Origin of the sequence: Enemella dayhoffiae (genome assembly GCF_002250625.1) — a bacterium.
GTDB classification, from domain to species: Bacteria; Actinomycetota; Actinomycetes; order Propionibacteriales; family Propionibacteriaceae; genus Enemella; species Enemella dayhoffiae.
This window is the reverse complement of the sequence record NZ_NMVQ01000005.1, coordinates 91,014-105,825: the sequence shown is the minus strand read 5'-3', so window position 1 is coordinate 105,825 and position 14,812 is coordinate 91,014. Positions and strand designations below refer to the sequence as shown.

At 69.4% G+C, this 14,812-nt stretch carries 12 protein-coding genes; 6 read left to right on the top strand and 6 right to left on the bottom strand.

From position 1 onward, the window contains the following. Window positions 1-108 precede the first annotated feature (108 nt). Both CGZ93_RS04935 and CGZ93_RS04930 read left to right on the top strand, forming a co-directional pair. Window positions 109-1,251, top strand: coding sequence for a sensor histidine kinase (locus tag CGZ93_RS04935; protein WP_176451634.1), 1,143 nt, complete (start codon window positions 109-111; stop codon window positions 1,249-1,251). After that, the gene (locus CGZ93_RS04930) at window positions 1,248-1,877 is read left to right on the top strand and encodes a response regulator (protein ID WP_094363043.1); all 630 of its coding nucleotides are present in this window, start codon (window positions 1,248-1,250) and stop codon (window positions 1,875-1,877) included. The genes CGZ93_RS04935 and CGZ93_RS04930 overlap by 4 nt, the downstream gene beginning before the upstream one ends. Before the next feature lie 3 nt (window positions 1,878-1,880). Here CGZ93_RS04930 and CGZ93_RS04925 read toward each other — a convergent pair whose 3' ends face one another. The 4 genes from CGZ93_RS04925 to nhaA form a co-directional block, all read right to left on the bottom strand. Further along, complete coding sequence (locus CGZ93_RS04925) at window positions 1,881-2,642, bottom strand: decaprenylphospho-beta-D-erythro-pentofuranosid-2-ulose 2-reductase (RefSeq protein ID WP_094363042.1); 762 nt, start codon at window positions 2,640-2,642, stop codon at window positions 1,881-1,883. Window positions 2,643-2,655: 13 nt separating this feature from the next. Next, window positions 2,656-4,080, bottom strand: coding sequence for an FAD-binding oxidoreductase (locus CGZ93_RS04920; protein ID WP_176451633.1), 1,425 nt, complete (start codon window positions 4,078-4,080; stop codon window positions 2,656-2,658). Window positions 4,081-4,156: 76 nt separating this feature from the next. After that, entirely contained in the window at window positions 4,157-4,663 is a 507-nt protein-coding gene (locus CGZ93_RS04915) for a phage holin family protein (RefSeq protein WP_094363041.1), read from the bottom strand. Between the two features lie 49 nt (window positions 4,664-4,712). Beyond that, a complete protein-coding gene (nhaA, locus tag CGZ93_RS04910) occupies window positions 4,713-5,951 on the bottom strand; it encodes a Na+/H+ antiporter NhaA (protein WP_094363040.1) in 1,239 nt (412 codons plus the stop codon). A 145-nt stretch (window positions 5,952-6,096) separates the two neighbouring features. Here nhaA and CGZ93_RS04905 point away from each other — a divergent pair, with 145 nt between their 5' ends. Beyond that, entirely contained in the window at window positions 6,097-7,434 is a 1,338-nt protein-coding gene (locus tag CGZ93_RS04905) for an acyltransferase family protein (RefSeq protein WP_141211084.1), read from the top strand. 161 nt (window positions 7,435-7,595) lie between these two features. On the opposite strand, the gene acs is transcribed toward CGZ93_RS04905, so the two are convergent. Continuing rightward, the gene (acs, locus tag CGZ93_RS04900) at window positions 7,596-9,548 is read right to left on the bottom strand and encodes an acetate--CoA ligase (protein ID WP_094363038.1); all 1,953 of its coding nucleotides are present in this window, start codon (window positions 9,546-9,548) and stop codon (window positions 7,596-7,598) included. 275 nt (window positions 9,549-9,823) lie between these two features. After that, entirely contained in the window at window positions 9,824-10,495 is a 672-nt protein-coding gene (locus CGZ93_RS18275) for a DUF222 domain-containing protein (protein ID WP_176451632.1), read from the bottom strand. Between the two features lie 449 nt (window positions 10,496-10,944). On the opposite strand from CGZ93_RS18275, the gene CGZ93_RS04895 reads away from it, so the two are divergent. From CGZ93_RS04895 to CGZ93_RS04885, 3 genes are read left to right on the top strand one after another with little or no spacing between them, the layout of a single operon-like run. Further along, entirely contained in the window at window positions 10,945-12,261 is a 1,317-nt protein-coding gene (locus CGZ93_RS04895) for an SWIM zinc finger family protein (protein WP_094363037.1), read from the top strand. Next, on the top strand, window positions 12,258-13,715 hold the full coding sequence (locus tag CGZ93_RS04890; RefSeq protein WP_094363036.1) for a DUF5691 domain-containing protein: 1,458 nt from the start codon (window positions 12,258-12,260) through the stop codon (window positions 13,713-13,715). The genes CGZ93_RS04895 and CGZ93_RS04890 overlap by 4 nt, the downstream gene beginning before the upstream one ends. Next, window positions 13,712-14,812, top strand: coding sequence for an ATP-binding protein (locus CGZ93_RS04885; protein ID WP_094363035.1), 1,101 nt, complete (start codon window positions 13,712-13,714; stop codon window positions 14,810-14,812). The genes CGZ93_RS04890 and CGZ93_RS04885 overlap by 4 nt, the downstream gene beginning before the upstream one ends.

Here is a 14,812-nt window from a genome sequence, read left to right as displayed (position 1 = left end):
GGCCGCGCCGCAGGCGCCGGCGGACCTGTCCTCGGTCACCATTTCCGTGGTGGAGTGGTGACTCCAGTCATGACCGTGTCGAGTCTCCAGCCCCGTACGCTGGTGGGCATGGGCCTGTCGCGTCGAATGCTGGTGCTGCTCGATGTGCTGGTCGGGGTGCTGTCCCTGATCAACCTGCTGTCGGTTCTCTCCGCCACGGCACCGACGCGGTGGACCACCCCGGCCGGGGTGGCCGGCAGCCTGCTCACCGCCGGCTGCTGGCTGAGCTGGCGGCTGCGGCCGAGGCATCTCTGGTTGCAGTTGCTGGTCGTCGCCGCCGCGCTGGCCGCATTGGGCGGCGGCGGTGCGGTTCCGTTGCTGCTGACCCTCCTGGCGATCTGTCTCGTGGTGGCGGACGCGGGCCTGGGGCAGGGGGTGGTCGGCCTGCTGTTCTTCGCTGCGGTCGGGGCAGTGGCGATGTACCTGTGGGGTCGGGACTGGGAGAGCATCCTGCTCGAGTCGGTGGCGGCGGCAGTACTTGGCGGTCTGGGGTTGGTGCTCGGCCAACTGCTGCGGGAGTTGGAGTCCGAGCGCCGGACCAACCTGCGTCTGGTGACCGAACTGCGGGCCCGCCACGATGTGGAGAAGGAGCTGATGCTCGCCGACGAACGGTCTCGATCCGCCCGCGAGCTGCACGACGGGCTCGGTCACCGGCTGACCCTGATCGGGATGAGCCTCGAGTACGCCGAGCGCGTCCGGGAATCCGCTCCCGAGCAGGCGTTCGCCGAGGTGGGGCGGGCGCGCCAGCAGGCGAGCGAGGCGCTGGCGTACATGCGTCGCTGGGTGCGCGCGCTGAATCCGCCTCGTGAGACCGACCTGTCCGGAATCGCAGCCTTCGAAGCGATTGCGGACAGCTTCCGGGGGACGGGGCTGACGGTTCGGATCCGGCAGACCGGCAGCGAGTGCCCTCTCGGCCGGGAGGCGTCGCTGTTCGCCTACCGGCTGGTGCAGGAGGGGCTGACCAACGTGTTGCGGCACTCGGGCGCCGACGAGGTGGAGATCACCGTGCACTGGCAGCAGGAGGGGATCCGAATCGAACTGGAGGACAACGGTGCGGAGAGCGGAGCCCCCGAACTGTCCGGGGCGGAGCCCGGTTTCGGGTTGCGGTCGCTGGCCGAGAGGGCAGAGCAGTTGGGTGGCGGATTCTCTGCACGCGTGGCAGAACGGGGGGTACGCCTCAGCGGCGTCGTCCCGGCGGGGGCGGGGCGGTGACCCGCCTGCTCGTGGTCGATGATCAGCAGTTGCTGCGTCGCGGCCTGCGAATGCTGCTGGAGACGGCCGAGGGGCTCGAGGTGGTGGGGGAGGCATCGGACGGCCGTGAGGCGCTGGCCATGCTCCCACGCTGTTCCCCCGATGTCGTGCTCACCGACGCGCGGATGCCGGGGATGGACGGGTTGGAGCTGGTGTCGGCACTGCACACCAGCCACCCCGAGTTGCCGGTGCTGGTGCTGACCACCTTTGACGACGAGGAGATCGTGCTCGGCTCGCTCGGCGCCGGGGCGGCGGGATTCCTGCTCAAGGACGTGTCCACCGACCGGCTGGCCGAGGCCATTCGCGAGGTGGCCGACGGCGGCCTGGTGATCGATCCGCGGGTGGCCCGGATCGCCTTGTCCGGCGGCGATTCCGCTGCTCCAGAGGATCCGCTGGCGGTGCTCACCAGGGCCGAGCGGCTGGTTGGCGAGCGGGTCGCCAAAGGCATGACGAATGTCGAGATCGCAACCGATCTGGTGCTGGCCGAGGGCACGGTCAAGAACCACGTGTCCAATCTGCTGCGCAAGATGCAGCAGCGCGACCGGACTGGGTTGGCTCTCGCGCTCTATCGCGCCTTCAACGGATAGGACTCAGATTGGCAGTTTCTTGAAGATCGGCCGCGGGATGTGCTGCAGCACCAGCATCACCAGCTGGAACGGGGCCGGCGCCCAGGCGATCGCCTTCTTCTTCCGGGTGCCCTCGACGGCGATGGAGGCGACCTCGCTCTTGTCGACGGTCAGCGGGGCTTCCTTGAGGTGGTTGGACATCCGGGTGCGCACCTGACCGGGGCGGATCACCAGCACGCGCGGGCCGAACGGTTCGAGCGCCTCACCGAGGTTGGTGTAGAACCCGTCCAAGCCGGCCTTGGTGGAGCCGTAGACGAAGTTGGAGCGGCGCACCCGCATCCCGGCGGCCGAGCTCATGGCGATGATCTGGCCGAAGCCCTGGTCCTTCATCTTCTGCCCGAGCAGGACGCCGACCGAGACCGCTCCGGTGTAGTTGAGGTGGCAGGCGAAGACCGCCTTGGCCTGGTCCTGCCACAGCTCCTCGGGATCGCCGAGCATGCCGAAGGCGACGATGGCGACGTCGACGTCGCCACCGGCCCACGCCTGCTCGATCGTCGCCGGGTGGGAGGAGAAGTCGACCGCGTCGAAGTCGAGCCAGGTCACCTCGGAGGCGCCGGCGGCCCGCAGTTCGTTGATCGCGGCATCGCGCTGCGGGTCGTTGGCGAGCCCGGCGAGCACCACCTTGGCCGGCTGGCGGCCGAGGAATTCGGCACAGATGGCGAGCCCGATCTCCGAGCTGCCTCCGAGCAGCAGGATCTTCTGCGGGTTGCCGACGGCGTCGATCATGGGTTTCCTTTCGTCAGATCAGCTCGAGGCGACGAGCCATGTCGGAGGCGAAGACGGCGGTGGGGTCGACCTGGCGGCGTACCGTCACCCATTCGTCGGTGCGCGGGTACATCCGGCGGAAGTTCTGCGCCGACACCCGGGAATCCTTGGCGGTGTAGACACGTCCGCCGAACTCCATGATCTGCCGGTCGAGCTGGTTGCAGAACTCGCCGAGTCCCTTCTTGATCGGGAAGTCGACACACACGTTCCACCCCTCCATCGGGAAGGACAGCGGCGCCCGGTTGCCCGGCCCGAACAGCTTGAACACGTTCAGGAACGAATAGTGCCCCGAGGACTGGATGTCGCGGATCACCTGTTTGAACGGCTCGACCGCGTCGGTCGGCACCAATGTCTGATATTGCAGGAATCCCGCCGGACCCATCGCCCGGTTCCACTCTCCGAAGAGGTCGAGCATGTGATAGAACTGCGTCAAATTCTTGATCTTGTTCCGGTGGGTTCCGCCCATCCGGTAGTAGGCCTCACCGACCATCGAGAAGGTCAGCTTGTTGGCCAGCCCGTTGGGGAAGATGTCGGGGAAGGTGAGCAGGGTCGGCGCGTTGAACGCGAGCGGGTCCTTGGCCAGCTTCGGGGCAAACTCCTTCAGCTGATCCAGGGTGGCCAGGCTGCCGCGGGAGATCGCGGCCCGGCCGAGCTTCGGCGGCGCGGAGATCGCGTCGAACCAGGCCGAGGAATAGGTGTATTTCGACTCCGAACCGTCGCTGTGCAGCGCGATCGTCTCGTCCAGGGTGTGCGTCTGGTCGTCGTCGGCGAGAAAGTACGCCGTCTCGGTACGCGTCATCCGGAGCTTGGCGCGCAGGATGATGCCGGTCAGCCCCATCCCGCCGATCGTGGCCCAGAACAGGTCGGCGGTCGGGTCATCGGGTGAACCGTCGGGGGACAGCGTGAGCACCCGGCCGTCGGCGACCAGCAGCGACAACTCGGTGACGTGGTTGCCGAAGGAGCCCGCCGAGTGGTGGTTCTTGCCGTGGATGTCGTTGCCGATCGCGCCGCCGATGGTGACCTGCCGCGTACCCGGAAGGACCGGCACCCACAACCCGAACGGAAGAGCCGCCTTCATCAGCGTCTCCAGGTCGACGCCGGCGTCGAGGTCGACGATCGCCGTCGACCCGTCGATCGAGTGGATCCGGTTGACCGGGGTCATGTCGATCACCAGGCCACCCGAGTTCTGGGCGACGTCCCCATAGGAACGTCCCAGCCCGCGGGCGATCACGCCACGGCGCAGGTGGGACGGCTTGTCGGCGTTGGCGTCGGCGACCTGGGCAACGGCCGACGCGATCAACTCGACGTCGGGGGTCGACAGGACTTGGGCGGTGGTGGGGGCGGTGCGCCCCCAGCCCCACAGCGTGCGGGCCTCGGTGGGCAGGTTCATCGTGGACATCACCGACGAGGCTACTCCTTCGGCGCCGCCGGTTCAGACCGGCGCTCCAGACGCTGGTGAGGAACGGGCGTACGCCTCAGCGCAGGTCGACCCGCTCCGGGTGCCGGAAGTTCTTGCGCTCCAGCTCCTTGGTCTTGGCGTCCGCGGTGGCGCGCGCGATCGAGCCCTTGATCGTCTCGATGGTGGTCTGCGCCTGTTCGATCGTCCGCTCCGGGCCCTTCACCTTCTGGAGCTGGCCCTTGCCGACCAGCGCCAGGATGCCGGCGATGACGAACACCACCACGGCCATGATCACGAACCCCAGCGCGATCCAACCGGTCGGCGCCTTGAACAGCGCGGCGATGCCCAGCGCGCCGGCGATGAACAGCAGCGAGAGGCCGTTCATCGCGAAGTAGCCCGCGCCACCGAACAGTCCGGCGCCGACACCGGCGTGCTTCGCCGAGGGGACCAGCTCCGCCTTGGCGAGCGCGATCTCTCCCTGGACCAGCGCCTTGACATCCTCGCTGATCAGTTTTGCGACATCCGAGAGGCCATGCTGGGGCTGCGGCTCGTCGACATTCCGCGCGTTGTGTGGGTACGCCATGGCAGGAGACTATCAGCGCGGATGCACCCCCGCAGGGAGGTCTTCAGCCTCAGGAGTCCTGCTGCAGGGCAACGCGATGCGCCGTACGCCGACGCAGTCCGATCGCGGCCAGCACGCCGGCGATCGCCGAGGCGATCAGCACGGCGGCCTTGGCCTCCGACACCAGGTGTTCGTCGCCCACGAACGCCAGCTCGGAGACGAAGATCGCCACGGTGAAGCCGACCCCGGCCAGCATGCTCACCGAGAACACCTCCAGCCAGCGCAGGTCCGGGGCCAGGGTCGCCCGGGTGAAGCGGGCGGTCAGGTAGGCCCCGCCGAAGACGCCGATCGGCTTGCCGAGCACCAGGCCGAGCACGATGCCCAACCCCACCGGGGTGGTGAACACCTCGCGCAGGGCCGGCAGATTCACCGAGACGCCTGCGGACAGCAGTGCGAACATCGGTACCACGGCTCCCGCCGAGATCGGGTGCCAGAAGTGCTGCCAACGATCCGCCGGGTCGTGCGGATCCTCCGCTGTCGACCGGGTCAGCAGGCCGAAGAGCACCCCGGCGATGGTCGCGTGGACGCCCGAGGAGAGCATGCACCACCAACCGAGCACGAACAGCGGGACATACACCCAGCCCAGGTCGACCCGGCGGCGTTGCAGGAACCACCACACCCCGGCGCAGCCCAGCGCACCGGCGAGCCAGGCCAGGCTCACCCCCGAGGTGAACACGACCGCGATCACGATGATCGCGCCCAGGTCGTCGACGATGGCCAGGGTGAGCAGAAACGCCCGCAGGCTGGTCGGCAGCCGGGAGCCGACCGCGGCCAGGATGGCCAGCGCAAAGGCGATATCGGTGGCCATCGGGATCGCCCACCCGGTGGGTTTCCCGTCGCGGCCGACCAGGTTGGTGACCAGATAGATCCCCGCCGGGACGACCATCCCGGCGATGGCGGCCACCACCGGCACCAGCGCATCCCGCGGCCGGGACAACGACCCCGACACGAACTCCCGCTTCAGCTCCAATCCGGCGACGAAGAAGAAGACCGTCAACAGCCCGTCGGCCGCCCAGTGCTGCAGGTTCAGCGGCCCGAGGTAGGTGTGGCGTAAGCCCTCGTAGGACTCCGGCCCGAGGTTGGCCCACAACAGCGCGGCCACGGTCGCCGCCAGCATCAGCGCGCCGCCCACCGTCTCGCCGCGAAGCAACTCCGGCAGCACCCGCAGGTCGTCGGCCCCCAGCGCGCCGAACGTGAACAGGCGGGGGAGGCGGTCTCGGCGTGGCCGGTCGGGACGGTGCTGGTTCATGGGGCTCCAGAGCGAGTTCGAGGAGGGTCGTGAAGGGACTGCCGACCAGACTTCCCGGCGCACCGAGGGGCTACTCTACCGGCTGGCTATGGGGCGTACCAAGCGCGCGCGGCGGCCTTGACGCCGGTCACGTAGCGTGGGGGCGGTGAGTGGATCCGAGGTGCGGCCGAACCGGTCGAGGAGCCCTCACCGCCCCGAGATCCACGGTCTGCGGGGGTTCGCGATCGCGCTGGTGGTGATCTATCACATCTGGGGCTCCGGCCGGGTCTCCGGCGGGGTGGACGTGTTCCTGATGATCTCGGCCTACCTGCTGACCGGGTCGTTGCTGCGTCGCGGCCGGTCGTTCTCCTATCTGGACCACCTGCTGCGGCGGTTCCGGCGACTGGTGCCGTCGGCCGCCCTGGTGATCGTGGCGACCCTGCTGGGGGGCTGGCTGCTGCTGCCGCCCACCCGGTGGTGGGACCTGCTGGCGCAGGCGGAGGCGTCGCTGTTCTATCTGCAGAACTGGTTCCTGATCGCGGTGGCCACCGACTACACCGCCGGCAACCACGAGTGCGGCCCGCCGTGGCCACGGTGCTGGGCTGGGTCGGGCTGGTCGCGGTGGTGGTCGGCGGTCTGGTGGTCGGGCGGGCGGCGTTTCCCGGGCCGGCCGCGCTGTGACCGCTGCTGGCGGCCAGCCTGGTCCTGCTGGCGGGGCCAGCGACCACGCGCTGGCAGGCGGCGTCCCTGCTCGGCACCCGCGGGCGGCTATGCGCCCGGGGACACCAGGGTCAGCAACGACTGGCCGCCGCCGCTGGACCCCTGCGGTCCCGACATCACCGACCGCGTTCCGCTGTCGCAGTGCGGCCAGATCCGCAGCGAGCAGCCGACCCGGCGGGTGGCCGTGGTCGGCGACTCGCACGCGGCCCAGTGGAACACGGTGCTGATCGAGATGGCGCGGGAGCACCGCTGGGACCTGCTGGTGGTCGGTCGGCCGCGCTGCCGGATCGGAGTGCAGGCCGACTTCATCGATGCCGACTGTCGGTTGTACAACGAGCAGGTCAGTCGCTGGGTGCTGGAGGAGCGACCCGACGTGGTGTTCACCGTCGGCAGCCGGGCGCAGCCGGACGGGCCGGAGCTGGAGTCGGAAACCCTGGACGCTGCCGTCGAACCGTGGCTCGAGGCAGGGCTGCCGGTGCTGCTGATCCGGGACAATCCGCGCTGGGCGTTCAACATGCCCGAATGCGTGCAGCGTCACGGGACAGCAGCGTGCGCGACACCGGTGTGGGAGAAGCTCGGCCCGGCGTACCCGATCACCGATCGCGCCCGCGATGCGGGCGTACGCCTGATGGACCTGATCCCCTCGATCTGCCCCGGCGGGGAGTGCGCCGGGGTGATCGGTGGGGTGTACGTCTACATGGACGACAACCACCTCACCCGCGCGTACACCCAAACCATGCGGGAACGCTTCGAGGAGCAGTGGAACGACGCGCTCGGCTGGTGACCCTTACGGTCCCAGAGCCAGTCGAAGGGACGTGGCTTCGTACGGTCCCTGAGCCTGTCGAAGGGACGTGGCTTCGACAGGCTCAGCCAACGACAGGCTCAGCCAACGACAGGCTCAGCCAACGACAGGCTCAGCCAACGACAGGCTCAGCCAACATCGACCTACTTCTTGTCCAGATCCGCCTTGATCGTGTTCATCACCGACGAGTCGGTCAGCGTGGTGACGTCGCCGACCTCGCGGCCCTCGGCGATGTCGCGGAGCAGACGCCGCATGATCTTGCCGGAGCGGGTCTTCGGCAGTTCGTCCACGATCAGGATCTGCCGCGGCTTGGCGATCGGGCCGATGTCGTTGCCCACGTGGGTACGCAGTTCCTGCACCAGTTCCTCACCGCTGCCCTCGGCGCCGGACCGCAGGATGACGAACGCGACGATCGCCTGACCGGTGGTCTCATCGATGGCGCCCACCACGGCCGCCTCGGCGACCTTCGGGTGCCCGACCAGGGAGGACTCGATCTCTGCGGTGGACATCCGGTGGCCGGACACGTTCATCACGTCGTCGACGCGGCCGAGCAGCCAGATGTCGCCGTCGGCGTCCTTCTTGGCCCCATCGCCGGCGAAGTAGTAGCCCTGGTCGGCGAACCGCGCCCAGTAGGTGTCGACGTAACGCTGCTCCTCGTTCCACAGCGTCCGCATCATCGCCGGCCACGGCTTGGTCACGACCAGCAACCCGGTCTGATCGTCGCCGAGCGGTTTGCCCTCGTCGTCGACCACGTCCACCGAGATGCCGGGGACCGGGGTCATCGCCGCGCCGGGCTTGCCGGTGGCGACACCGGGCATTGGAGCGATCATGTGCATGCCGGTCTCGGTCTGCCACCAGGTGTCGGCGACCGGGCAGTTGTCGTGGCCGATGTGCTCGCGATACCAGTTGTACGCCTCGGGGTTGATCGGCTCGCCGACCGAACCCAGCATGCGCAGGCTGGACAGGTCGAACTTCTCGGGGATGTCGGCGCCCCACTTCATGAACGTGCGGATCGCGGTCGGCGCGGTGTAGAGGATGCTCACCTTGAACTTGTCGATGATCTCCCAGAACCGCCCCTTGTGCGGGGTGTCGGGGGTGCCCTCGTACATCACGCTGGTCGCGCCGTTGGCGAGCGGGCCATAGACGAGGTAGGAGTGTCCGGTCACCCAGCCGATGTCGGCGGCGCACCAATAGACGTCGGTCTCCGGCTTCAGGTCGAACGTGCCCCAGTGCGTGTACGCCGTGCCGACCAGGTAGCCGCCGGTGGTGTGCAGGATGCCCTTGGGCTTACCGGTCGAGCCGGAGGTGTACATGATGTAGAGCGGCTGTTCGGCGGGGAACATCTCGGCGGTGTGCTCGGTGGACTCCTGGCTCACCACGTCGTCCCACCACACGTCGCGGCCCTCGGTCATCTCGGTGTCCTGGCCGGTGCGCTTGACGACCAGGACGGAGCGGACGTCGGGGCACTTCTCCAGCGCCTTGTCGACGGCCGGTTTGAGGGCGGAGGGGGCGCCGCGGCGATAGCCGCCGTCGGCGGTGATCACCACCTCGACCCCGCAGTCGAGGATGCGGGTGGACAGGGCGTCGGCGGAGAACCCGCCGAACACGACGGTGTGCGGAGCGCCGAGCCGGGCGCACGCGAGCATGGCGACGACGGCCTCGGGGATCATCGGGAGATAGATGGCGACCCGATCGCCGGCCTTGACGCCGAGCTTGGTCAGCGCGTTGGCGGCGCGGCACACCTCGTCCTGCAACTCGGCGAAGGTGACCGAGCGGGTGTCGTCGGTGGGCTCACCCTGCCAGTGGATCGCCACCCGGTCGCCGTTGCCCGCGGCCACGTGCCGATCGACGCAGTTGACGGCGGCATTCAGGGTGCCGTCGGCGAACCACTTGGCGAACGGCGGGTTGGACCAGTCGAGGGTCTCGGTGGGTTCGGTGCCCCAGTCCAGCCGCTTCGCCTGCTCGGCCCAGAACGCCTCCGGGTCGGCCCACGACTTCTCCAGGGTCTCGGCGGTGACGTTCGCGTTCGCGGCCAGCTCGGCCGGCGGAGGGTAGCGGCGGTCGGTGTGGTCGGTCTCGGTCGCGTCGTTGCTCACCTGAACTCCTTGCTTCGGGGCAGAACTCCTGGCGGACCCGTGTTACGGGGGTCACACCTCTGGTTCGTCAGCCTACCCCCGAGCCCTCGGGCGCGCGCGGCGCGGTTGCCCACGCTGGCTGAGCGAGCGTCAGCGTCGAAGCCACTCGCGTTGTTCGAACCAGCCGTCAGGGTGGTGAGTTGTTGGTGGGTCCGCGGTAGCGGTGCAGCCGTTCGCGTCCGGTGTGGGCGGCGTCGAACAGCATCGCCCGGATCTTCTTTGTCGTCTCAGTGGGGTCATTCACCACATGTCAGGGCGGCGGTTTCCGCCAGGTCCCGTGGCAGCTGGCCCAGGCTTGTTGTCCGGCGGGGGTCATCCAGTGCAGGAGTCCGTTCTTGATCTGTTCGACCCGGAATCCGGCGTGGGTTTTCGCTCGGTGGGGGTGCGGGTGAACGGGGCGAGGTTGGTCTGGTGGGTGGGTCCTTCGGGCCATTCCCTGGTGTGGTGTTCACCACCTCCCCCGTGGGTGTGACCGCGGCGCCGTCGAACAGCGACGGGGACAGCAGCCGGCGGGCCCGGTCCGGGTGCGCGAGATGCCCGAGCGCATCGGCGCGCAGCGCTTCCCGCGAATCGGTCGCCCCGCCGGCGCGGAGGACGTCGGCAACCTTGTTCAGCGTGGCATCCAACTGCGCCGCGGCACCCGTGTCGAGGGTGCCTTCACCATGGGTGATGCCGGGGGTGCGGGACGGATGGAAGCTCACCCGCCGGCCAGCGAGGGAGGCTTGGCGGTGTTCTTCGGCGTCAAGCGGCAACGCGGCCCGGGTTTCGGTGACGTTGCTGATCTTCCCCGGTGTCCATCCCGGCAGCTTCGGCCCAAACTCGGAGTCGAACTGCCGCGCTTGTGGGAAGGACAGGTGCCGACAGGTGTGCTGCCACAGCACCGGATGCCGATGCCGCAGGTTCAACACCTCCGCGACCCCTCCAGCCTGATGATCGTCCCTGAGGGCGGGTTCCCCTCGACCCGTCCGGCATTGCTCCGCAGGCTCCGCATTGCCGGCCTGCTCGGGGAACGTAGGAGGCTTCGACTCGCAGGCTCGCTCAGCCAACGGAGGGCTGGGAACTGGAGGTTGGGCGCTGAGGTGGTGGAGGCGGAAAGGGCGTCGGGGCGTGGTCGGGCGTACCGAGCTGAAGCCCAGACCGGCGGCAGCGCAAACCCAGACCGCCAGCGAGGTGGGCGGGACGCCCTTTCCGCCGCAACCACCGGACGCAACCACAACCAGCAGGCTTCGACAGGCTCAGCCAACGTGGGGTGGCTTCGACAGGCTCAGCCAGCGTGGCGTTTCGACAGGTTCAGCCACCGTACGCCTCAGCCACCGCAGGAACCCGAGTGTCCGGGCGTCCGCCTAGGGTTGGGGGCATGGGGCAGCGGTGGTCGGTTGATCGGGTGGTGGCCACGGCGCCCGATTCGGCTTCCGAGGTCGCCGGCCGCAAGCTCGCCAACCCGGGCCCATGGTCCGAGGTCGGTCACGAGGGGGCGGTGCTGTGGGGTCAGTGCCGCGGGTCGGCGCGTACCCCGTATCGGGTGGTGGTGGACACCGACGCCCCGCGCTATGAGTGCAGCTGCCCCTCAACGAAGTTCCCCTGCAAACACGCCCTCGCCCTGCTCTTCCTGTGGGCCCAGGACCGACTGCCCGACGACGAGGCGGCGCCCCAGGCGTACGCCCGCAACTTCCTGGAACCGAGAAGCCCGGCCGAGCCCGCCGCCAAGGATCCCGAGGAGGTTCGCCGGGCCGCCGCCGAGCGCGCCCGTCAACGGGACGAACGGGTCGCCGTGGGGCTCGCCGAACTGCAGCAGTGGTTGGCCGACCAGGTGCGCACCGGTCTCTCCCGACTCGCCTCCAGTCCGGCCGAGTTCGATCAGCTGGCTGCCCGGATGGTGGACGCCCAGGCGCCCGGGGTGGCGCGCTGGATCCGTTCCCTGGAGACGATTCCGGCCACCGGCATGGGCTGGCCGGAACGGCTTTTGGCCGAGCTCGGCCAGCTCTGGTGGCTCGCCGAGGCGATGCGCAACCGAGCACACGCCACCGAACCCGAGTTGACCATGCTCCGCACCCATCTCGGCTATCCCGTGGCCAGCGCAGAGGTCCTCGCCGAGCCGGGGGTGCGCGACGACTGGGTGGTGTTCGGGTTGCACGACGCCGATGACGACGACCGGGTGCAGACCCGCCGGGTCTGGCTGCTCGGCCAACGCACCGGCCGCTATGCGCTGGTGCTGTTCTTCTCCGTCAACGGTGCCCCGTTCGAGATGACGATGGCGCCGGGGATGCTCCTCGACGCCGAGCTGCACTTCCACAACACGGCGCTGCCGCTGCGGGCCCTGGTGGGCAGGCGTTTCGACGACCCATTGCCCGCGGTGTCCAGCTGGCCGATGCTGGCGCACGACGTCGCCGGTCTCCGGGAGGCGTACGCCGCAGCGCTGGCGGTCGACCCGTGGCTGCGGCTGTGGCCAACGGCCATCCGCGGGCGGCTGGTCCACCTCGACGACGACTTCGCGCTGGTTGGGGATGACGGTTCCGCGGTCACCGTGGTCGGCCCGGAAACCTTGCTCTGGAGGGGATTGGTGGTGGTCGCGGGCGCCCCAGCCAACTGGCTCGGCGAGTGGGACGGCGCCGGGTTCAACCCGCTGGCTGTGGTCGACAACACCGCCACCGACGGCAGGCTGGTGGTCCTGTGAACGGGTTGCCGGGGCTGGTCGCAGCCGCCGTCGTCGGGACCGGGCGCCGAACCGTCGACTGGACGTCGGTCCCGCCGGCGTTGCGTGCGGGTGATGCCGCCGACGGCGATCCCGCCGTCGAGGTGCTCCGGGTCGCCGGGCGGGCCGCGGTGGCGCAACGAGTGACCGGCGGCTTGGTCGAGGCCACCAACATTCCGGCGGCACCCCCAGCGGAAACCCGCGCGGCACCGCCGTCCCGGTTCGTCCGACTGCTCGACGAGTCAATCGGCTCGCGTCGGGTCGAAGTGGTCGCCGAAGGGCTGACCCTGCTCGCGGACAATGCTCTGCGGCTCCCGATTGGCGCCCTGGTCGGCGTGCTCGAACTGGCTCGCTCACGCCGTGAGCTACGGCCACTGCTTCCGCCCGTGCTCGGCGAACGAGGAAGCTGGATGGCGCAGCAGAACCCGGCGTGGCGCTTCCTCGAGGTCACCCGGGCCGACCCAAACGACGATCAGGTGTGGAGCGAGGGAACCCTGGCCGAGCGCGTCACCTGGCTCACCGGACTGCGGTGTACCAACCCCGGCCGGGTCCGCGAACTGCTCGCCTCCGACTTCGCCGCCGAGCCCGCCGAGGCCCGCGCCGCCTTGCTCCGAGTCCTCTCCAGCGACACCCGGCCCGCCGACGAACAGCTGCTGGAGAAGGCTCTCGAGGACCGCAGTCAGACCGTGCGTACGCTGGCCCGCGAGCTGCTCCCACGAATCGTGGAATCCGCCTACGTGCAGCGAATCCGCAAGAGCGTGCGCCGCCGGCTGCGGCCCGGCGAAGACGGCTGGCGGGTCGACCTGAACGACTTCGACGCCGCCGAGCAGCGCGACGGGCTGACCGTCAACGGGCGCGACGGGGAAAAGTCGGCGATGGCGATCCTGATCGGTGCGCTACCCATCACCGACTGGCCCGAGCTGCTCGACACACCAGCCACCGACCTGGTCACCGCCGAGGTGACCGGTGGCCCGGGATTCGAAGCGGGGTTGACGATCGCGGCACTCCGTGAGGGCGACCCAGCGCTCGCGCTGGCGCTGCTGGGAGCCACCGATCGGCCCGACCCGGACCTCTTTGGGCTGGTGGGGCAGGCCGAGGCTGATCAGCTGATGGCTGGTTGGCTGAACGAGGATTCGCAACTGTGGCTGGATTGTCTGGCGGTGCGGGGCTGGTCGCCGGAGTTGAGTGAGCGAATCGCGCGGTGGCTGGAACGCGACACCTCGGCCAATGCCCGACTGCACGTCGTGCAGCTGTGCGCCACCCACACCCACCTGACCAGGGCCGCCGAGATGGCCGGTCACCTGCGTGGCCTGGCCCGCAGCGGCTGGACTGGCGCCCTGCAGAACAGAGCGCTGACTACGGCGCTGACGCTGGAGCTGCGCCGTGGATTGTTCGAAGCCTTGGAGCAGAGCACCAACGAGAGGGAGCGACGATGACCCAGACCGAGCCGATCGCCGAGGCCGAGCTGCTGCGCCCGCACGCCGAGCAGCAGTACGCCACCGAGCTGGCACACCTCGCCGAGGTCGACGACCGGCCGCGACCGGCGAACTGGCGGCTGTCCCCGTGGGCGGTGGTCACCTATCTGCTCGGTGGCGAGCTCAAGGACGGCACCGTGCTCACCCCGAAATACGTCGGCAGCAGACGGCTGATGGAGATCGCGGTGGCGACGTTGGCCACCGACCGCGCGCTGCTGCTGCTCGGCGTACCCGGCACCGCCAAGTCGTGGGTCTCCGAACACCTGGCCGCCGCCATCTCGGGCGAATCCACCCTGCTGGTGCAGGGAACCGCGGGCACGGTCGAGGAGGCGGTCCGCTATGGCTGGAACTATGCCCGGTTGCTCGCCGAGGGGCCGAGCGCCGCCGCCATGGTCGCCTCCCCGGTGATGACCGCCATGCGCACCGGCGCGATCGCCCGGATCGAGGAGCTGACGCGCATCCCGTCTGAGGTGCAGGACGGGCTGATCACCATCCTGTCCGAGAAGACGCTGCCGATCCCCGAGCTGGGTGAGCAGGTGCAGGCGGTGCACGGGTTCAACGTGATCGCCACCGCCAATGATCGCGACCGCGGGATCAACGACCTGTCCTCGGCGCTGCGGCGACGATTCAACACGGTGGTGCTGCCGCTGCCCGCCTCCGCCGAGGAGGAGGTGACCATCGTGACCCGCCGCGTCGCCGAGCTCGGCCGCAGCCTGGAGCTGCCGCCGATCGACGACGCCGCCACCGAGATCCGGCGGGTGGTGACCATCTTCCGCGAGCTGCGCGGCGGGGTCAGCGAGGACGGCCGCACCTCCCTGAAGGTCCCCTCGGGCACCCTGTCCACGGCCGAGGCCATTTCGGTGGTCACCAACGGGCTGGCACTGGCCGCCCACTTCGGTGACGGGGTGCTGCGGGCCGGTGACGTCGCCTCCGGAATCGTCGGCTCGGTGGTGAAGGATCCGGTCGCGGATTCCGTGGCCTGGCAGGAATACCTGGAGACCGTGGTACGCCGTCGCGACGGCTGGAAGGACTTCTATCGCGCCTGCCGGGAGGTCTGA